This is a genomic window from Pseudoalteromonas aliena (assembly GCF_038155085.1).
GTDB lineage: Bacteria > Pseudomonadota > Gammaproteobacteria > Enterobacterales > Alteromonadaceae > Pseudoalteromonas > Pseudoalteromonas aliena_A.
In genome coordinates this window covers 118,960-138,901 of the sequence record NZ_JBAKAU010000009.1, presented here as the reverse complement: position 1 = coordinate 138,901, position 19,942 = coordinate 118,960, and the positions used below count along the sequence as shown (strand labels likewise).

At 39.9% G+C, this 19,942-nt stretch carries 18 protein-coding genes; 9 read left to right on the top strand and 9 right to left on the bottom strand.

The genetic code is table 11. The features are described from left to right. Positions 1 to 47 precede the first annotated feature (47 nt). From V6260_RS10950 to V6260_RS10925, 6 genes are read right to left on the bottom strand one after another with little or no spacing between them, the layout of a single operon-like run. Entirely contained in the window at positions 48 to 1,706 is a 1,659-nt protein-coding gene (locus V6260_RS10950; RefSeq protein ID WP_341594101.1) for a BatD family protein, read from the bottom strand. Further along, positions 1,700 to 3,613 (bottom strand): VWA domain-containing protein, encoded by a 1,914-nt coding sequence (locus V6260_RS10945; RefSeq protein ID WP_341594100.1) that lies wholly within the window; start codon positions 3,611 to 3,613, stop codon positions 1,700 to 1,702. Before V6260_RS10945 ends, V6260_RS10950 begins: the two co-directional genes overlap by 7 nt. After that, the gene (locus V6260_RS10940; protein WP_341594099.1) at positions 3,613 to 4,599 is read right to left on the bottom strand and encodes a VWA domain-containing protein; all 987 of its coding nucleotides are present in this window, start codon (positions 4,597 to 4,599) and stop codon (positions 3,613 to 3,615) included. The genes V6260_RS10945 and V6260_RS10940 overlap by 1 nt, the downstream gene beginning before the upstream one ends. Further along, positions 4,592 to 5,026, bottom strand: coding sequence for a DUF4381 domain-containing protein (locus tag V6260_RS10935; RefSeq protein WP_341594098.1), 435 nt, complete (start codon positions 5,024 to 5,026; stop codon positions 4,592 to 4,594). The genes V6260_RS10940 and V6260_RS10935 overlap by 8 nt, the downstream gene beginning before the upstream one ends. A gap of 2 nt (positions 5,027 to 5,028) precedes the next feature. Continuing rightward, on the bottom strand, positions 5,029 to 5,973 hold the full coding sequence (locus V6260_RS10930) for a DUF58 domain-containing protein (protein ID WP_341594097.1): 945 nt from the start codon (positions 5,971 to 5,973) through the stop codon (positions 5,029 to 5,031). Between the two features lie 3 nt (positions 5,974 to 5,976). After that, the gene (locus V6260_RS10925) at positions 5,977 to 6,933 is read right to left on the bottom strand and encodes a MoxR family ATPase (protein ID WP_341594096.1); all 957 of its coding nucleotides are present in this window, start codon (positions 6,931 to 6,933) and stop codon (positions 5,977 to 5,979) included. Between the two features lie 304 nt (positions 6,934 to 7,237). Here V6260_RS10925 and fadI point away from each other — a divergent pair, with 304 nt between their 5' ends. From fadI to V6260_RS10905, 4 genes are all read left to right on the top strand, one after another. Continuing rightward, positions 7,238 to 8,548, top strand: a complete 1,311-nt coding sequence (gene fadI, locus V6260_RS10920; protein WP_341594095.1) for an acetyl-CoA C-acyltransferase FadI — start codon at positions 7,238 to 7,240, stop codon at positions 8,546 to 8,548. After that, positions 8,548 to 10,755 carry a fatty acid oxidation complex subunit alpha FadJ gene (fadJ, locus tag V6260_RS10915; RefSeq protein ID WP_341594094.1) on the top strand — a complete coding sequence of 736 codons (2,208 nt, stop codon included), beginning with the start codon at positions 8,548 to 8,550 and terminating at the stop codon, positions 10,753 to 10,755. The genes fadI and fadJ overlap by 1 nt, the downstream gene beginning before the upstream one ends. Positions 10,756 to 10,829: 74 nt before the next feature. After that, on the top strand, positions 10,830 to 10,967 hold the full coding sequence (locus V6260_RS10910; protein WP_341594092.1) for a hypothetical protein: 138 nt from the start codon (positions 10,830 to 10,832) through the stop codon (positions 10,965 to 10,967). 164 nt (positions 10,968 to 11,131) lie between these two features. After that, positions 11,132 to 11,605, top strand: coding sequence for a GNAT family N-acetyltransferase (locus V6260_RS10905; RefSeq protein WP_341594115.1), 474 nt, complete (start codon positions 11,132 to 11,134; stop codon positions 11,603 to 11,605). A gap of 36 nt (positions 11,606 to 11,641) precedes the next feature. On the opposite strand, the gene V6260_RS10900 is transcribed toward V6260_RS10905, so the two are convergent. Next, positions 11,642 to 12,028 (bottom strand): MmcQ/YjbR family DNA-binding protein, encoded by a 387-nt coding sequence (locus tag V6260_RS10900; RefSeq protein ID WP_341594091.1) that lies wholly within the window; start codon positions 12,026 to 12,028, stop codon positions 11,642 to 11,644. Between the two features lie 194 nt (positions 12,029 to 12,222). Between V6260_RS10900 and efpL the strand changes: the two genes are divergently transcribed. Both efpL and V6260_RS10890 read left to right on the top strand, forming a co-directional pair. Then, entirely contained in the window at positions 12,223 to 12,795 is a 573-nt protein-coding gene (gene efpL / locus V6260_RS10895; RefSeq protein WP_341594090.1) for an elongation factor P-like protein EfpL, read from the top strand. A 139-nt stretch (positions 12,796 to 12,934) separates the two neighbouring features. After that, positions 12,935 to 13,129 (top strand): hypothetical protein, encoded by a 195-nt coding sequence (locus tag V6260_RS10890; protein ID WP_341594089.1) that lies wholly within the window; start codon positions 12,935 to 12,937, stop codon positions 13,127 to 13,129. Here V6260_RS10890 and V6260_RS10885 read toward each other — a convergent pair. Both V6260_RS10885 and V6260_RS10880 read right to left on the bottom strand, forming a co-directional pair. Continuing rightward, positions 13,126 to 15,378 carry a sensor domain-containing protein gene (locus tag V6260_RS10885; protein ID WP_341594087.1) on the bottom strand — a complete coding sequence of 751 codons (2,253 nt, stop codon included), beginning with the start codon at positions 15,376 to 15,378 and terminating at the stop codon, positions 13,126 to 13,128. The genes V6260_RS10890 and V6260_RS10885 overlap by 4 nt on opposite strands. Before the next feature lie 54 nt (positions 15,379 to 15,432). After that, complete coding sequence (locus tag V6260_RS10880) at positions 15,433 to 18,156, bottom strand: insulinase family protein (protein WP_341594086.1); 2,724 nt, start codon at positions 18,154 to 18,156, stop codon at positions 15,433 to 15,435. Between the two features lie 191 nt (positions 18,157 to 18,347). Between V6260_RS10880 and sixA the strand changes: the two genes are divergently transcribed. The 3 genes from sixA to V6260_RS10865 are packed head-to-tail and all read left to right on the top strand — an operon-like array spanning position 18,348 to position 19,942. Continuing rightward, a complete protein-coding gene (gene sixA, locus V6260_RS10875; protein ID WP_341594085.1) occupies positions 18,348 to 18,818 on the top strand; it encodes a phosphohistidine phosphatase SixA in 471 nt (156 codons plus the stop codon). Between the two features lie 24 nt (positions 18,819 to 18,842). Beyond that, the gene (locus V6260_RS10870; RefSeq protein WP_341594084.1) at positions 18,843 to 19,196 is read left to right on the top strand and encodes a RidA family protein; all 354 of its coding nucleotides are present in this window, start codon (positions 18,843 to 18,845) and stop codon (positions 19,194 to 19,196) included. 8 nt (positions 19,197 to 19,204) lie between these two features. After that, complete coding sequence (locus V6260_RS10865) at positions 19,205 to 19,942, top strand: SDR family oxidoreductase (RefSeq protein WP_341594083.1); 738 nt, start codon at positions 19,205 to 19,207, stop codon at positions 19,940 to 19,942.

Genomic DNA, 19,942 nt, shown 5'->3' with positions numbered 1-19,942 from the left:
TTAAAAATTATTAGTTATTGCAAAAAAAGACCTGAGTATCGTAGTTATTAATCATAAAGGTCTTTTAATACAACTTGTTGCGACTTTGATGCCTGAGTTTGATAGTTCTCAAGAATTTTAATAATAGCATTAAGATCCGTGTTTGTGCCTTTATTACTATAAAGTTGTGCCTGCAATTGGCTAATTAGACCATTAAGCTCGCTGCTGTTTACGCGGATGCAAAGCTCATCAATCGCGCCAACATTTTTATGGGTTACCTTTACAGAAAAGTTATTTAATGCGGTGTAAAAGGCTTTCACATCGTGTGTTTTGGCTGATGCTTTAAGTTCATTTAAGCTTGGCTGAGAAGTACCACGGGCCTTTAGCTGTAATTTTTCAGTCGTATTTTTAGTAGAACGGGTTATTAGGTAAAAAATTACAGTACTAATCCATAAAATATACCCTAAAGCAGCAACAACTATTAACCAAAGAGGAGTATCGCTTTTAGTTTCAATAGGTTGTATAGCTGTTGCTTGATTCGAAATATTTTCAAGAGCAGATGAATTATTTGTGCTGGGTTGTGGGTTTGCTATGGCTGTATTAGGCGCGGTAGTACTTGGCGTTACTGTAATAGCGCGCTTTGGTAATGTAGCTACGCTGATACGGTTCATTTTGGTATTAAACCAAGGCAGCTTTATTTCAGGCAAAGTATAAGTACCTGGTTTTTGCGGCAGTAATGCATATGATGCCGTTTGCTGCGATACAATGCGTCCGTCTCTTACAGCATTGTTATTTTCTTTTTTATCAGGATAGCTGCGTATGCCATCAATAGTAGGCATAGAGATTTCAGGTAATTGCTCTTTTGTAACTCCAAGCGCGGTAAGTGTAATAGTACGTGTTATAGGCGTACCGACTTCTACGGTGTTGTCGTTAGGTTGCCATTCTTCATCAAGGTTAACCAATTCGCTTGGTAACCATGCACCTTTATAGTCGCTCGGGATTGGTTTTATTTCTACTTGCTGATCATCGCCAAGAGCGGATACTTCTAATTGACGATAATTTTGTTGTACTCGCCCCTGAAAAGCGGGGCCTGCAATCGTGTAGGCACCACTTTTTTGTGGCTGAATCAGATACTCACGAGTAATAACAAGGTAGCGTTTGCCATCAACTAGCTCATAACCCTCTGTTTGTTTACCTAATTGGGTTAGCTGAGCATCTTCCATACTTGGTGTGCTTAAGCTGCCATCAAGCAGTTCTTTGGCAAGGTAGAGCTTAACAGTGTAAACACCGGCTTCTTGGACAAATAATGAATTACTCGAGAGCGACGTTTTTAAAAATATTTCGTTATTTTTATCAGCATCAGCTGAGCGTTTTGCCACTTTTAATTTAATAGGCTGTGAGGTTAACCCTGCAACGCTAAATGCCGGAATCGTGTAATCACCCTCTGTGCGGGTCATTAGTTTAACTGACCACGTAGTTTGTTTATTAATGCTGCCATTAATAATGTTGGTACGAGAGCTTAAGCTCGTCGGGCCTACAACAAAATCTTTTAACAGCGATGAGGTGTCTGGTTGCTCACCTTTAACTGTATCGTCTACCGATATATTAAGCATAAAAAATTCACCCGCTAATACAGGGTTTTTATCTACGCTGGCTTCTAATTTGGTGGCAGCCCACGAAGGCATCGCACTTAATAGCAATAAACAGCAAAATAATCGCATTACCATGATTTTTCGACTCCTGTAGGGCGACGTTTATATTGTCTTTTTTGGGCTTCTAATTGCATTTTATTCCGTAATAAAATAGCCGGATCGTCCGGGACTTTTCTAAGTAGTTGATTAAGCTGTTGTGCTTTTTCTTTTTCTTCATTAGTGAGCTCACTTGCTTGGGCTTGCATCGCTTGTTGCTGAGCACTTTGTTTTTGCTCATCAGTGGTCGGTTGCTCACTCATTGCTTGTGGCTTACTTGGTTGCTGCTCATCCTCTTTAGGTTGGTCAGCGTCTTTATTTTGTCCTTGTTCGCTTTGTGGCTGGGCTTGCATATCAGGTTTATTTTGCTTATCTGATTGCTCGCCAGGCTCACCTTGTTGATTTTTTGATTGTTCAGACTCTTTATCTGATTTTTCATCGCTTGAGCTTTGACTTTCGTTTTCGCCTTTTTCAGAATCACTTTTATCACCATTTTGTTGCTGATCCTGTTTTGACTCATCAGAATTTTGCCCTTGGTTTTGCTCATCTTTTTTCTGGCTATCATCTTGGTCTTGAGAGTCGTCGCCGTCGCTTTGCTGATCTTGCTGATTTAGTAATTGTTCAACTAAGGCTTGGTTATCGACTGCTTGCGTAAAGTCATCTTGTAAGGTTTGGGCTTGTTTGTATGCTTTAATTGCGTCCTCAAGTTTGCCAGCTTTGGCGAGGGCATTACCGTAGTTGTATAAACCGGTAGCCGACTTATCATTACTAAACTCATTAAGTGCAGCATCAAAATTACCTTGCTGGTATAGCGCCGCGCCTTTTAACTTACTCGATTGCGCCTGTGTTGCTTCATCGTATTCTTTATTATTGTAAGCCTCTAATGCACGTTGATCTGCATTTTGCAAAAGAGTAGGAAGTTCTACTGCATACGCATTTTGATGCGGTAAAAAACCAAAAGCTAAAAAAGCCCCCAACAAGGCAGCGCGTCTAAATAAATACAAGCCAAATGGCAGTAATAACAAGAGTCCGTAAATACCGGCATCTATTCGCCAAAGCGCGTGGCTTTGTTTTTCGTCTTTCAATAATTCACTCTGTGCATTTGGGGCGAATGTATTTATGTCGTTGTTGCTAGGTTGATAACTAGCAAATTTACCGCCGCTGCTTGATGCTAAATTTTTAAGCTGAGAGGCATTAATTGTAGGTACTACAATTTGGCCGTATCTGTCTTTCAAAAATCCGCCTTCAGGTAACTTAATTGGTGCGCCTTGGGCGGTACCTACGCCATATATATTTAATCTATATTGGGTGTTACTGATAAAGCTACTCACATCGCTTTGTTCTTGTTGGTCAATACCGTCGGTCACTAAAATAATGTCGCCATCAATATAACCCGCTTGCGTTAATAGCTCTTTGGCCATATCAAGACCCGCTAAAACGTTTGAGCCTTTGTCTGGCATTATTTCAGGGCTCAAGCTTGGAATTAAATTACTGAGTGTTGTGGCATCGTTTGTTAGTGGCGAAATTACATAGGCTGTGCCTGCGTAAGCTACAAGCGCGGTATCACCTTCTTTAAATAGCTCAATCATATCAAGCGCTTTAAAGCGTGATTGCATTAAACGATTTGGCAAAATATCGGTGCTGTACATTGAGTACGACATATCCATAACAATTACACGGGCACTTTTACTTTGAAATACAGGAACTTGTTTTTTCTCAAAACTAGGCCCAGCACTAAATAAAATGCCAAGGCTGCAAAACAAAGCAACTAGCCAAAGTGGTTGGCTGGCTTTAGTGTTTGCTTCGCTCATTATAAATTGTGCTAAATGCGGTGCAATTAGCTGCTCACTAGTCGTTTTTTTATGCTTAATTAAGGCAACAAAAAATAATGCCACAGCAGGTATAAGTAACCATAAAAGAGCGGGGCGAATAAATTCAAAATCCATTAGTTTGGCTCCTTTAATGCACGCAGTGTACTAAGCATTACTTTTAAGCTAATAAGTAAAATAGCGATAAGTAACGGGTAGTAAAATAATGAGCTTTGTGGGCGAAAAGTTTGTTCATCAGCGCTAATAGGTTCAAGCTTATCAAGCTCTGCGTAAACTTGTTGAAGGCCAGCTACATCTTTGGCTCTAAAGTATAACCCGCCAGTTTGCTCGGCAATCTTTTTAAGTAAGCTTTCATCTAAATTACTGCCACTAGAGCCACCCATATTAAACAGGCTAAAGCCGCGTGGGTTATCTGAGCCAACACCAATGGTATACACTTTAATGCCTTCTTCGCGGGCTAGCAGTAGTGCATCTTCTGGGTTTAAATTGCCTGCTGTGTTTTGTCCGTCGGTTAATAGCACCACAATACGGTTACTTTCATCTTTATTGGCAAAGCGTTTTACCGAAAGACCCAATGCATCACCAATGGCTGTTGCGCGTCCCACTAAACCAATTTGCGCTTCGCTGAGCATTTTACTTACTGTTTTAACGTCGCGCGTGAGCGGGGTTTGTAAAAATGCGGTGTCGCCAAATAATATCAGCCCAAGCCTGTCGCCTTGGCGCTGCTCTATAAAGTCACTGAGTACGGCTTTTACCATAGTAAGGCGGTCAACATATTGGCCATTGTAGGCCATGTCTTGTTCGGTCATCGAGCCTGATAAGTCAACTGCTAACATTATATCGCGCCCTTCATTTGGTAATGAGATTGGGTCATCTAACCATGTTGGATTGGCAGCGGCAGTAACAAGTAATAACCAAATTACCCACTCAAAAGGATTTAAACGTCGTGAGTGTGGCTCAATGCTTTGGCTGGTTAAATTGTGCTTTGCAAAGCTGGGTATACGTAAACGCGTACTGGTGTTACTTGCTGCGGGTTTTAATAGTAAAAGTAATAAAGGCAAGGGGAGTAATAAAAATAACCATGGCCAGCTAAATTCAAACATTTACTGACTCCTTTATTTTAAATTGTTTAATACCTTGGCGAAATTTTTCGCACAGTGTTGTATTTTTTTGGTTGGGGTTATACAAGCTTAGTATTTCTTGTTCTGTAAAGCTCAAACCGGTAAGCGTATTAAGTGTGCTGCACCATTTAGAGGTAGATTGCGCAGAAAGGCGCTTGTCGTAATATTCAATCACTAAACGTTTTAAAATAATATGCAGTTGCTGAGGATTTTGCTCACTTTGGCTCAATTGTATTGCGTAGCGTTTAGGCTTTTTAAATTTATGTTTTTTGTAAAATATATAAATAGCTGCGCACAGTGCTAAAAACAGCAGTGCAATAATAACCCACCAAGCAGGGGCGAGTGGCCACCAATTAACTTGGCTTGGCGCTATTATATCGTGCAGGCCGTCGAGTGGATTGGTTTGCATGGTTATTTTCTCACTAATTGCAGCTCAAGCGGTGTTGCTGCATTGAATGATATTAAATTAAGACCCGATTTAGTTAAGCGATTAAAGCGCGCGCTAAATGCTTGCTCAGCATTTTTGGCAAAGCGTTCTCTAAAGCTGTTATTCATTAATGGTAGGGCAAAGTCTTGACCATTTGCATTAACGGTAACGGCTTGCTTAAACGCAGGTAACTGATGCTCAAACGGATCGCTTATGTGGCAACCAATCAGCTCGCAGTGACGGCTTAATATTTCAAGTTGCTTAAAGCTGGCATCATCCAGAGCATTAAAATCAGACACTAAATACACTAAGCTGCCTGGTTTTGCTAAATGGTTAAGGCGCTTTAGGTTATCGCTAAAGTTGTTAGTGGCGGCTTTATCAATATTATTAAGCGCTTGCTGGTGGTTGTCGCATAAATTATGGCAAAGCTTAAGCACGGCTTTTTCACGGGCGCTGGGTTTTAGCTCTAAATGCGAGTGCTGATTAAACACAATACCGCCAATTCTATCGCCGCGCTGACACGCCGACCATGCAACAAGAGCGCTGATATGCGCAGCTTGCACCGACTTTAACAGTAACTTTGAACCAAACAGCATTGAGTTAGAAAAATCAGTAAATACAAATACAGGGCGCTCTTTTTCTTCTTGAAAGAGCTTTGTGTGAGTCTCGCCGGTACGTGCAGTAACTCGCCAATCAATTGATCGAATATCGTCACCTTGTTGATAATGTCGCACTTCGGCAAATTCCATTCCTCGGCCTTTGTCTGGGGCAAGGTATTGCCCTGCTAAGGTATTTTTTATTTTTACCTTAGGGGCAAGTTCAAGCAATTGCGCTTTAGCTTTGTAATACATCAGCTCTTTGAGTGCTAAATTAACACCGTGGCTATGGCTCTGTTTGAGCCATGCTTGGGATTCTAATTGTTTTTGCATAACTTATGGTACGGCTACAAGTTCAACTATACGGCTTATTACTTGATCTTTAGTAATGCCATCGGCTTGGGCTTCGTAACTTAAAATAATGCGATGACGCAGTACATTATGTACAACAGCCTGAATGTCATCAGGTGCTACAAAGTCGCGGCCTTGAAGCCATGCATGAGCACGAGCACATTTATCAAGTGCTATTGTTGCACGCGGACTTGCACCAAATTCAATCCAACTACCTAGTTGTGCATCTAATTTAGCGCCTTCACGGGTGGCAATAATAAGTTGTACTAAGTATTGCTCAAGCGGCTCTGCCAAATAAAGGCCTAATATTTCTTTACGAGCTGCGAATAAATCGCTTTGACTAATCTTTTGCAATACCGGCTGTTGATCGTTAAGTGCTTCGCCGCGCGTTAAACGCAGTATATCAAGCTCATGCTCTGCGCCAGGGTAGTCAATACTTAGGTGCAGTAAAAAGCGATCCAGCTGGGCTTCTGGTAATGGGTAAGTCCCTTCTTGCTCTAACGGGTTTTGCGTTGCCATAACTAAAAACAGCTCGCTAAGTGGATAGGTGTTTTTACCTACGGTCACTTGTCGCTCAGCCATGGCTTCTAATAGTGCCGATTGTACTTTTGCTGGTGCACGGTTAATTTCGTCAGCTAAAATAAGGTTATGAAAAAGAGGGCCTTTTTCAAATACAAACTCGCTGGTTTGTTGGCGGTAAATATCGGTACCTGTTACATCAGCTGGTAATAAATCTGGCGTAAACTGTACGCGCTGAAATGAGCCTTCAATGCCTTTAGCAAGTGCATTAACCGCACGTGTTTTTGCAAGGCCAGGGGGGCCTTCTACTAATAAATGACCATCAGCTAAAATAGCAATAAGTAGCGCTTGTGTAAGCTCTGGCTGGCCAATAATTTGTGTATCTAAGTACGTTTTTAATTGTGAAAATGCGTTAGCTGCCATAATAAGTGGACTGTCCTCGTCAGCTGGGTTGTACCTAATAGTGTTAGGTGATAAATACTGACTTATTTATAAGGTTTATAATTGGGTAACTCAAGAGTTAGACTGTATTTTTTAAAATAGTTCGTTATTTTTAACGATTTTTAGCGTACCACAAAACTTTGTAAATGCGTCTAAAAAAGCCTATTGTGATAGTCGTAATTAAACACTGTTTATATAAATTTTTGTTTTACTATTGGCTTTAGCACACGGGTTGTTTAGAATCGAGGAAAACAAACAGGTCAGACCTGTCAGCGGGAGAGCATAAATGTCTGAGCAAAACATACTAAAAACACCAAAGGGCGACCGTATTGCCATTGTTAGCGGCTTACGTACACCTTTTGCAAAGCAAGCAACAGCGTTCCACCATGTACCTGCACTTGATATGGGTAAGTTGGTGGTTAACGAAATGCTTGAAAGATTAAATTTCAATAAGTCAGAAATTGATCAACTTGTATTTGGTCAAGTAGTACAAATGCCAGAAGCGCCAAATATTGCACGTGAAATTGTATTAGGCACAGGTATGCCGGTATCGGTTGATGCGTATTCTGTATCGCGCGCATGTGCTACCAGCTTCCAGGCAATTGCTAATGTAGCTGAGTCTATTATGGCGGGTTCTGTAAGTGTAGGTGTTGCAGGTGGCGCAGATTCGTCATCAGTACTTCCTATTGGTGTTAGTAAAAAGCTAGCAGGCAGCTTAGTTGATTTAAATAAAGCGCGTACGCTTGGTCAACGCTTAAAAATATTTTCAAAACTGCGCTTAAAAGACTTATTACCAGTGCCTCCTGCAGTTGCAGAGTACTCAACAGGCCTTTCGATGGGGCAAACTGCTGAGCAAATGGCTAAAACACATAATATAAGCCGTGAAGATCAAGATGCATTAGCGCATCGCTCTCACTCACTTGCAACGCAAGCATGGGCTGATGGTAAGTTAAAAGAAGAAGTAATGACGGCGCATTTACCGCCATATAAAAGTTTTATAGAAGAAGATAACAACATTCGAAAAAACTCAACGGTTGAAGGCTACGCCAAGCTTAAGCCTGTTTTTGACCGTCAGCACGGTACTGTTACTGCCGCAAATGCAACACCATTAACTGATGGCGCAGCGGCCGTACTTATGATGAGCGAAAGCAAAGCAAAAGCACTTGGCTATGAAATACTAGGTTACGTACGTAGCTTTGCATTTTCGGCAATTGGCGTAGAAAAAGACATGTTAATGGGTCCTGCGCATTCAACGCCTATTGCACTAGATAGAGCGGGTATTACGCTTGCTGATTTAGATTTAATTGAAATGCACGAAGCGTTTGCATCGCAAACACTTGCCAATATGAAAATGTTTGCTTCAGACAAATTTGCACAGGAGCAACTTGGCCGTAGCAAAGCAATTGGCGAAATTAACATGGATAAGTTTAACGTTAACGGCGGCTCTTTAGCATATGGTCACCCATTTGCAGCAACAGGTGCACGCTTAATTACGCAAAGCTTACACGAGCTTAAACGTCGTGGTGGCGGTTTAGCATTAACAACAGCGTGTGCTGCTGGTGGTTTAGGTGCAGCCTTTGTATTGGAGAGCGCGTAATGACAGATTCAGTATTTAATTTAACGGTAGATGAAAACAAAATTGCCGTAGTAACCATTGATGTGCCGGGTGAAAAAATGAACACCCTGCGCGACTCATTTGCTGATGACTTAAAAGCTTTACTTGAAGAAGCAAAACAAGAGTCAGTAAAGGGCATGGTATTTATTAGTGGTAAAAGCGATAACTTTATTGCAGGCGCTGATGTAAAAATGCTTGATAGCGTGCAAAAGCGTGAAGATGCTTTAGCAATTAGTGAGCTATGTCATCAAGCGTTTTTTGATATGACAAAACTGCCATACACAACAGTAAGTGCAATACATGGTGCGGCGCTTGGTGGCGGTTTAGAGTTTGCTTTAGCGTGTGATTACCGCGTAGGCACAGATAGCGATATTACTAAAGTAGGCCTGCCAGAAGTACAACTTGGTTTACTACCAGGTGGTGGTGGTACGCAGCGTTTAACTAAAATTGTTGGTATTCAAAAAGCACTTGAGTGGATGCTAACCGGCAAACAAATTCGCCCCAAGCAAGCTAAAAAAGCAGGCGTGCTTGATGATTGTGTACCGCACAGTGTGCTGCTAAAAGTTGCAAAAGAATTTGCGACTAAGAAAAAGCCACAAGCAAAAGAGCCAAAGCTCGACAACATTAGTAAATTACTAGAGTCAAACCCGTTTGGTCGTAACTTTATCTTTAAAAAAGCAAAAGAAAACGTACTTAAAAAAACGGGCGGACACTACCCTGCACCGCTAGCCATTATTAAAGCTGTGCGAGCTAGCGTAGAGCTTGATGAGCTAAAAGCATATAAATCAGAAGCTGAGAGCTTTGCAACACTTGTAATGAGTGATGAGTCTAAAGCGCTTCGCGGTATTTTCTTTGCAACCACTGAAATGAAAAAAGAGTGGCGCAATAATGATGCACCAGCAATAAGCAAAACTGCTGTTTTAGGTGGTGGATTAATGGGTGCAGGCATTGCGCACGTAAGTGCTGTTAAAGCTAAAGTACCGGTACGTATTAAAGATGTAGCAGAGCAGGGCATTAGTAATGCAATGAGCTACACCTACAAAATTTTAGATAAGCGCCTTAAGCGTCGTATTATGTCTAAAGCTGATGTGCAGTTAACGATGAACCGTATTACCGGTACAACTGACTACAGTGGCTTTAAACACATTGATTTAGTAATAGAAGCGGTGTTTGAAGATCTTGCACTTAAGCAAGGTATGGTTGCAGACGTAGAGCAGCAGTGCCAAGCAAATACAATTTTTGCAAGTAACACGTCATCATTACCAATTTCGCAAATTGCAGCGCAGGCAGCACGTCCTGAAAATGTAATCGGTTTGCATTACTTCTCGCCAGTTGAAAAAATGCCATTAGTGGAAATTATTCCACACGAAGGTACATCTAAAGAGACCATTGCCCGCGTTGTTAACTTTGCACGAAAGCAAGGCAAAACGCCAATTGTTGTAAAAGACATGGCCGGTTTTTACGTAAATCGTATTTTAGCGCCTTACTTAAACGAAGCTGCTAATTTGATGCTTGCGGGTGAGCCAATTGAAAAGATTGATGCAGCCCTAGTTGAGTTTGGCTTTCCGGTAGGACCGCTGGCTCTACTTGATGAAGTAGGTATTGATATTGGCTCTAAAATTGCCCCAATTCTTGAAAAAGAATTAGGTGAGCGTTTTAAAGGCCCTGATGCATTTGTGCGTATGATTGATTCAAAACGCCTTGGCCGCAAGTCTGGTCGTGGTTTTTATGAATACGATAAAAAAGGCAAAAAAGTTGATGAGTCAGTTTACGAACTACTGGGTGTTACCCCAGCTCCACGTTTAAACAAGAGCGAAATTGCTAAGCGTTGTGTATCGAAAATGCTTAATGAAGCAGTACGCTGTTTAGATGATGGCATTATTGCAAGCCCTCGTGATGGCGACATTGGTGCAATATTTGGTATTGGCTTTCCACCATTTTTAGGTGGCCCGTTTAGCTATATGGATAAATTAGGCGCAAATAAAATAAGCTCAGATATGTCTACATTGGCTAACAGCGATGTTAATTTTGCTCCATGTGAGTCCCTGTTAACAATGGCAAGCTCTGGGACTACTTTTTATAATGCAGCAACTGTTGAGGTTGTAGCCCCTGAAGTACAAAGCACTGAGCCACAAGAGCAAAGTGTAACAGAGCCTGAAGTTACTAAAGAGATTGAAACAAAAGAATAAAGTTTCTACTGTCTATAAAAACCGCATTTAGATGCGGTTTTTTTATGATTTTTAATATTTAAATGAGGAGCTTAATGACATTATTTACACAAAGATTGAGCATGTACCAAATAGAAGAGTCTGATTGGCCTCTTTTTCTAGGGGCTGTTGATCTTTCAAGGTTGAATTTGCAGCAGTTTGTTTGGTATTTAGGCAAAGCAGAGCCTGTGTAGTGTGGTTATTCCCCATAAATAGGCGATAACGCAGCATTAATGCCAAACAGGCGCTGCCCAAAGGGTTCTTCCTAGGGGCTATTTACTCTTTGTTGCTCGGTTTTTACTTAGCCCACTAGGTTACAAACCTCGCGCCGCGATTAAATAGCCCCTAATTTGAACAAATTTTAATCCGCAAAGATCAACAGCCCCTAGCGCTTCATCGCGCTCCTCAAGTCCTCAAGTATTGTTTTGATATGCCAATGGAGTCACTTGTAAGAAACCGTTTTGAGATACGCTTACCTAAGTGGAATACTAAATCACGCCATCCACTGTGTTTACTCATGATTGATAATAAAACAAAACAACCAATCGGTGTTACAGGCTTTGCCTATGACAGTGAAACCGCAGAGCTTGGTTATTTATTATTGCCTGAGTATTTTAACAAAGGCTACGCGACAGAGTCGCTAAGAGCTGTGATTGACTGGGCTTGGAAAGAGTGTGGTATTAGGCAGTTTAAAGCAGTCGTAACGCGTGGCAATGTTGGTTCCGAAAAGGTGCTTAGTAAGTGCGGCTTAACCCACACCGATACACTTCCTAAAGCGCATACAATAGGCGAAAAGTTATATGACGATTTAATTTATACGCTTAAGGTGTAGCGTTTTAATGGGCTAGTAGCCTAGCCCAGAAAGTGCTTACAAGTGAAGTAAAATAGCTTTGCGGTCTTTCTCTGGCATGTTTTCTACGACTAAATTAAATGAGTTATCAATCATTCTCTCTATTTCGCCTTGTGGAATAGTGCCGTCTAAAATTACTGTGTTCCATAAGCGTTTATTCATATGGTAACCAGGGATCACTGCCGGGAAAATATCACGCAACGATACTGCTTCATCAGGATCACACTTTAAGTTAAGCCACCAAATAACCTCACCATCATCATTAGTTTGACCGTCATTGCCAATAGCAAGAGTCGCAAACATTTTATGATTCACTTTATATACATCAACCTCTTGTGCAAATGGTTTTGTAACCTGAACAAGTGGTTTTTTAACTAAATACTCATGTACTTTTTTGTGGTCCATGATCCATTCCTTGAAGTCATACTCGGTAAAGCTACCATAGCAGTTTTTTTCACATTTGATTATATGTATTTTAGTATAAATTAAAATTTTACAAGCTAATACAACATGTAGCGTAAAACCAACGTAATTTTAGTTGAACAAAATCCAGTTCGTGGTATGTTTCTGGCAATCAAAAAAATAATAGGAATTCACACATGCCAAAGGCGAGTGATGTTAAAAAAGGTACTGCTATTGACTTTAATGGCCGCGTTCTAGTTGTAAAAGATATTGTGCGCTCTGTGCCGCAAGGTCGTGCTGGTGGTAGTCTATACCGTATGCGTTTATACGATGTAGTAACAGGTAGTAAAGTAGACGAGACATTTAAAGATAGTGATATGTTAACACTGGCTGATTTAACACGCCGTGAAGTAATGTTATCGTACATTGATGGCGATGAGTATGTGTTCATGGATAATGAAGATTACACGCCTTACAACTTAAACAAAGATGCTATTAGCGAAGAAATTTTATTCGTTAATGAAGAAACGCAAGGTGTACACGTAATTGTTATTGATGGCGCGCCAGTAGGACTTGATTTACCGTCAAGTGTTGAACTTGTTGTTGAAGAAACAGATCCGTCAATTAAAGGTGCATCTGCAAGTGCGCGTTCAAAACCTGCACGTATGTCAACTGGCTTAAATATTTCTGTGCCAGAGCATATTTCAACAGGTGACCGTATCCGTATTAATACTGTTGAACACAAATTTATGGGTCGTGCTGAAAAGTAACCCTTAAATGATAATTTTAAAAGCCGAATCGGTGTTTAACAGGTTCGGCTTTTTTGTGCGCGGGGATTTGTTGCTTTAAATTTAATCAGGTTAGCGTTAGAGTAGCCGCCGTATTTTTGAGCAAATTTAAGGGTTAACTTTGTTTATAGTTTTACTAAGCTGTGCATTTATAGCTTTAATGTATTTAGAAGCCATTAAAAAAGGGATGCCAATTAAGCGATGGCTGATTTTAGGTGCTTTACTTGGCCCTGTAGCTTGGTGCTTGTTTAATATACATTATCGTCGTACTTTAGTAAGAAATGTAGGAATAAATACATGTATATGGTGCCCTTAATTTATCGACGCCACATTTTTATTTTTTCTAATTAAGCTTGGGGCTGCTTTAGTTTGTTGCTGCTTTAAAAACTCAGTAAATTCACTTTTTGATAGTGGCTTAGAATAATAATAACCTTGTACTGTTTCGCAATTAAGCTTTCTAAGTATATCAATTTGATGTGCTTGTTCTACACCTTCAGCAACTACATGTAAATCAAGGTTATGCGCAATAGTGACTATTGAGTCGACCATGTTACGGCCACGTTCATTGGTCATGTCATCTATAAATGCTTTATCTACTTTAAGTGTATTGAGCGGAAATTGCTTTAAATACGCTAAAGAAGAGTAACCAGTACCAAAATCATCCATTGCTAAATGAATACCTCGTGCATTCAAAGAACGCATAATTGCAATGGCTTCTTTAGGGTCATCCATTACAGTACCTTCTGTTATTTCAAGCTCTAAAAAGTATGAGGGTAACTCGTTTTTTTGCAAAATGACGTCAATACGCGAGGTTAGATCAGGGAGACTAAATTGTTTTGCTGATAAGTTAACGGCTACTCGACCGCTAAATAAACCGCTATCTAGCCATTCTTTTACGTCTCTGCAGGCTTTATTTAATACTACTTCACCAATTTCAATTATTTGGCCAGTCTCCTCGGCTATAGGAATAAATACTCCTGGGCTAATAATGCCTTTTTTAGGTGTAATAAAGCGAACTAATGCTTCCATTCCGGTTAGCTTACCTGTGCGAATATTCATTTTTGGTTGATAGTACACTTCAAAATGATCTTCTTTTAAACCAAAGCGCATAAGGTTTTCTATTTGCAGTCGCTTAACTGCTTGACGATTCATTGTGTCATTAAAAAATAAATAGCTGTTACCTTTCTTTTTAGCGTGATACATCGCTGTATCTGCGTTTTTCAAGAGTAACTCTGGTGTATTACCGTCTTCTGGGAATAATACAATACCTACACTTGAGGTGATTGCCAGTTCGTGTCCAGCCATTTTAAATGGAGTAGCAATGGCGGCTAAAAACTGTTTAGCCATGCGTGTAATTACATGAATGTCATTAGTATCTGACATTACAAGAGCAAATTCATCGCCACCTAAGCGATAAAATACGTCATTTTCACGTGTTAGTTTACTCAACCGCATCGCTAATTTAGCTAATAAACTATCACCTAGTTGGTGCCCTAAAGAGTCATTGATTTTTTTAAAGTTGTCTAAATCGAATACCAGTAGGGCATGATGCGAATTAAGCTTTCCCAGTTTTTGCAAATTTGTGAAAAACAAGTTTCGATTAGGAAGGCTGGTTGTGCGATCTCGATTCGATAAGTTGTGTAACTGCGACTCAGCTTTTTTCCGTTCAGTCAAATCAGAGTAAACGACTACATAGTTAGTTATTTGGTTTTGATCGTTTTTAATTTCATCTATTGAAATTTCAATTGGCAGTAAAATACGTTCGCTATTGCGAAGTTTAATCTCTTGTTGGATATGCTCACGACTTTTTACTATTTCAACTATTTTATCAGTATAGCTTTGCTCATATCCCGGTAAGCTAAAATCTTTTTGTAGATAGTTCTCACGAGCACCACCGAATAACGTTAAAAAGCTTGGGTTAATGTCGACCAATTTAAAATTTTTATCATAAATAGCTAAAGCATCAGTAAATGATTCGACACATTTTGCAAATAAGTTTAAACGTTCTTCAGTTGACTTTAACTGGGATATATCGCGCACCGTCCCCGTCATCCGAAGCGGAGACAGGTTCGCATCTTTTTCAATTATTTTCCCGCGATCAAGCACCCAATGCCAGCGTCCAAATGTATCTTTTATACGATAAGTCGCTTCAAAAAAAGCCGACTGTTCTGCAAAATGTATTTTTAATAAGTGTTCAACGTTGTTGATATCGTGAGGGTGGATTAGACTTTTATTTGGTGGAAACCCCATTAAGGTAGTTGAGTCCATTAAGTATTTATCGTTAATACGAATAACTTCGCCTGTTTTTATGTTCCAGTCCCAAAGTGTATCGCCGCTACCTTCTACAGTACTTTTCAAGCGCCTTTTGGAAAGCTGCAGTTGGTGGCGTGAACGCCTAAGTTTATAAATAATAAATAATAGGTATGGTAAAACAAGCGTAATAGCTGCGCTTGTTATAATGAGTATATTGTCGGGGTTGTAATTCAATGATGACTCAAAGGCAAAAAGCTCAAATGAGAAAACAAGTACTACAAGCATGCTTAGTTTTATTATTGTTGTTATCATTTTTTTGTTACTTATGATTTACAAATGATAATTTAAAACAAGCTAAACCTAGTGTCAAAGAGATTGAGAGTAAACGGGTATTTTTTGAGATTTATTGACTTTTGCCGAGCTTAAAAGCTCATATCTTGGTCTATTATCATCAAATAGGCTTAGTGCATAAACTTTAACTTCATTTAGTGTTAGTGCGTTTAAGGCATCTAAAAGTCGCTGCTGCATATGAAATTCATGATCTCTGTTACCAATAGCAAGCCATAACCTTTGTGAGCGCAGGCGCAAGTTTTTATCTTTTTCTGCAATATGAGTACTAAGGCCATGTTTTTGCTGTTGCCAATCGTTTTCATCAAGTGCATCAATGTTATCAAGGTAGTTTCTAATAAAGCTGTGATGACGATGCAATAATGTTTTTGCTTCAAACTTAGGTGATTGCACATAAAATGCTATTCCAGCACGAGTATTAAAAGGTGCATAACCTGCGCCCACTAAATAACCTAGCTGTTGTGTTGTTCGTAATTCGTTAAAGTAATCTTGATTAATTAAATGATTTAACACCATCATTTTTACTTTTTCGGCCACGCAACCCGTTTGCGCTTGATAGTAAACTACCATGGCATGGTCACTACAAGGAAGTTCTAACTCATAGCTAGTTACTTTTTTAATTTCAAAAAGAGGGCGTCTTAAATCTTCAATTATGGCTGCGTTTTTTAGGTGTTCGGCGACCTTTTTTTGAAAAGCTATTGCATCACTTTGCTGCCAGTTACCATGTAAAAATGATTCAACATGAAGTGCTTTAAAAAAGTCTGTTCTGAACTCATTAAATTGCTGAAAACAGGTGTTTTTTAATGCCGAGGCAAGCTCCCCCGGTTGTGGGTTCCAAGGCATTATTTTTGCGCCTAAAATGCTAAATAACTCACTGACTGGTTTGTTTTGGTTGCTATTGCGCCAATGCCTTACAAGCTGTTTTTTATATTCTGCAAAGCGTTTTGCACAAATTTTTACATTAAATAAAGCATCTATTAATTGATCAACAAGCTCTAACTGGCTAGATGAAAGCCCAGCGGTATGTAGAGTTAATCCACCTTGATGCGAGGTTAAGTGGTAGCTAAGTCCTGCAAGCTCAGCAGGGTAGAACTGCTCGCCCACACTATCCATAAATAAATCAGTAAATAAGCGGGTGAGTGCCATATGCTTTACGTCTTTTACGGCAAAATCAGAATCCATGGCCAAATAAAAATGACCTTTAGCAACACGAAATGTGTTGTCTTGTTTAAACCAAAAGTCAAAACCGGGCTCTTTTACTAATAGCTCGGGTTTAGTCTGTGGTTTTATGACATCAAACAACACCACTTCTTTTGTTAAATAAGGATTAGCGGTAGGTAGCAGCATTTCGCTCAACGGTTTATTTACCTGGCTAAGGGCATCAAGCCAACTAGGTGAAATATGTTCTACTTTATATGGTGTGTTGTACCATGCGGTTTTATGTTCAGGCTCTACATCTGGATGTATAAGTACGATGCGCATATTATGTGGCGTTAACCACTGCATGGCCATTTCGTGGGTCACTTTTTTAAAGCCTTCCATTAAATAGTCGCCTTGCACGTAGTTTGCTTCATCGTAATGCTGCATATTAATGCTTAAATTACTGACCCAATCAATCAAGCGTGACTTTTCTTGGTTATCGAATGCTATTTGTAATAGATTTTTTTTATCTTGATATAAGCGCGGCAATTTTTCGGTGTTATGGTTAATTAAACAAATATATTCAAACACCATTTCAATAATATCTTCGAAGTATTCAATACCTTCATCGGTAAGCGCTAAACTAATATTAAAATCTTTAAAGTTACTGCCATTAATACCACCGCCAGCAGAAAGAGCGTTTATCCAGCCTTGCTCTTTTAAAATAGAATAAAGAGAGCCCGCGCCTTCATAGCCAAGTAAATGGGCAATAAAGCTCACTGTTTTGTGGCGATAAAAATCGTCAATATTAGGCATAGCAAAACTTATGATAAGTTTTTGCATATGCTTATGCGGCTCAATGTGAAGTATTTTTCCTATGTCTTGTTTGCGATAGAGTGGCTCACTGATCTCTGGCTTTTTGAGGTTTTTATTTCCCTTAATTGCGCCAAAGTAAGTTTGTGCCCAGCTTTGTAGCGTGTCTAATGTTTCGTTTGCGCAAATAACTAAAGTCATCCACTGAGCTTGATACTGACTATTAAAAAAGTCGCGAAGTTCATCACTAATACAGCGCTCTCTGTCTGCTAAGGTTTGTAGGTTACCTACAGAAAATTTAGCAAATGGATGGGCAGGATTTACCGTTTCTTTGTGCGCTTGATAAATACGGCGACCATCGTCTTTTATTTTTAGTTTAAACTCGGCTTCAATGGCGTTGCGTTCTTTTTCTGTTTCGGCTGAATTTAAAAGCGGAGCAATAAAAAAGCGGCTAAATTGGGTAAGCGATTGTTCAAATTCTTGGTTATTAATATCAAAAAAGTAACAGGTATGCTCAGTGCCAGTCCACGCATTAGTGTTCCCGCCAGCTTGCGAAACAAAATTATTAAAACTGCCTGAATCTGGGTATTGGTCAGTGCCTAAAAAAAGCATGTGCTCTAAAAAGTGTGCTAGGCCTTGCCTATCAAGAGGATCGTCAAAATGCCCGGCGTTAACTGCCATTGACGCCGCCGCTTTTGTAGAATCTTTATCTTGCACTAATAGTACTTTTAGACCATTGTCCAGTGTAAAGGCGCGGTATGCTCTGTTATCATTGCGGCTGATATTCAAATGATGCTCCTGAAACTAAACGTTTACTTGTTAACAACAGATGATGGCTTCAGGAAAGCGAAATACAGCTTAAAGATTTACCTGAATCTCATGAAAGAATTATTTAGAAATAAATAGATTTATGTTGTTAATATAGCTGACAAATGGGCAAACTGGCTACTGTTTTATATTCTTTAATCGGTTGATTTTTTATGAAAACAATCTTAATAATGCGCCACGGCGAAGCAACACCCATGCAGGCTGATGATGAAGGTAGAAATTTAACCCAAGCAGGGCATGATGAAGCTGAAAAAATGGGTCTTTGGCTCAATAAAACACATCACCCCGATGCACTGTTAGTAAGTCCTTACATTCGAGCGCAGCAAACGGCTGCAGGTGTTGCTAAAAATAACGAATTTAAATTTAGCGAAACCACGTCCGATATAATCCCTGAGGGCAAACCTCAAATTGCCGCCGATTATATCGAAACACTTATAGCTACTCACCCCCAATGTAATACGTGGCTTGTTGTATCACATATGCCTATTGTAAGTTATTTAGTGGACCAATTAAGCCCTGGCAATATGCCCATTTTTAATACAGGTGCTGTTGCTGTTATTAGTTACGATGAGCAAGCCCAGCGTAGTAGTTATTTAAGTATAAATGCCCCAGAAAACCTTTAAATATAAATAATTGAGAAAAGTAATATGACGATAGAACGCCTTCAAACAGGTGCGCGTATGAGCCGCATTGTAAAACATAATGGCACTGTATATTTATGTGGGCAGGTATGCGCCGACGTACAAAAAGGTATCAAAGAACAAACTCAAACCATGCTCGATAAAGTAGAGGCTCTGCTTGATGAAGCGGGAAGTTCAAAAGATCATATGCTTAGTGCGACTATATATGTGAAGAGCATGGAATACTTTGCTGATATGAATGCAGTATGGGATGCATGGGTAACCGAGGGTTATGCACCTGCACGGGCCTGCGTAGAAGCTAAAATGGCACGTGATGCACTACTTGTTGAAATTTCAGTAGTAGCAGCTTTAAAAGAATAATAGCTTTAATGACTCGCTCCCCCGTTGTACTTATCACTGGCTCTAGTCGAGGTATTGGCGCAGCTACCGCACTATATTTTGCAAAGCAGGGCTATAATGTTTGCATTAATTATAAAGCTGATTTAGCTAGTGCGATGTTGGTTGCAGAAGAAGTAAAGCGATTAGGCGTTGAGGCTGAAGTAATTCAAGCTGACGTATCACTAGAGGCTGACGTTTTAGCTTTATTTATGCATCTAGATAAAGAGTTTGGTCAACTTGATGTACTAATAAATAACGCCGGTATTTTGAAACCACAAATGCCTTTGTTAGAAATGAGTGCTGAGCGCATAAACGAAGTTTTGACAACAAATATTACCAGTGCTTTTTTATGTAGCCGTGAGGCAATAAAGCGAATGGGAAATGGCGGTAGTATTGTTAATGTTTCATCGGGAGCTGCTAAAACGGGCTCTCCTAATGAGTACATTGATTATGCAGCATCTAAAGCTGCAATGGACACATTTACTATTGGCTTGGCAAAAGAGGTAGCAAGTAAAGGTATTCGTGTTAATTCGGTTAGACCTGGGCTTATCTACACTGATATGCATAGCGATGGCGGTGAAAAAAATCGAGTTGATCGTCTTAAAAGTAAATTACCCCTTGGCAGAGGCGGTACACCCGAAGAAGTCGCTGCAGCAATTTACTTTTTAGCTTCGGAGCACGCTTCCTTTACAACGGGTAGTTTTGTTGATGTAGCCGGCGGTTTGTAA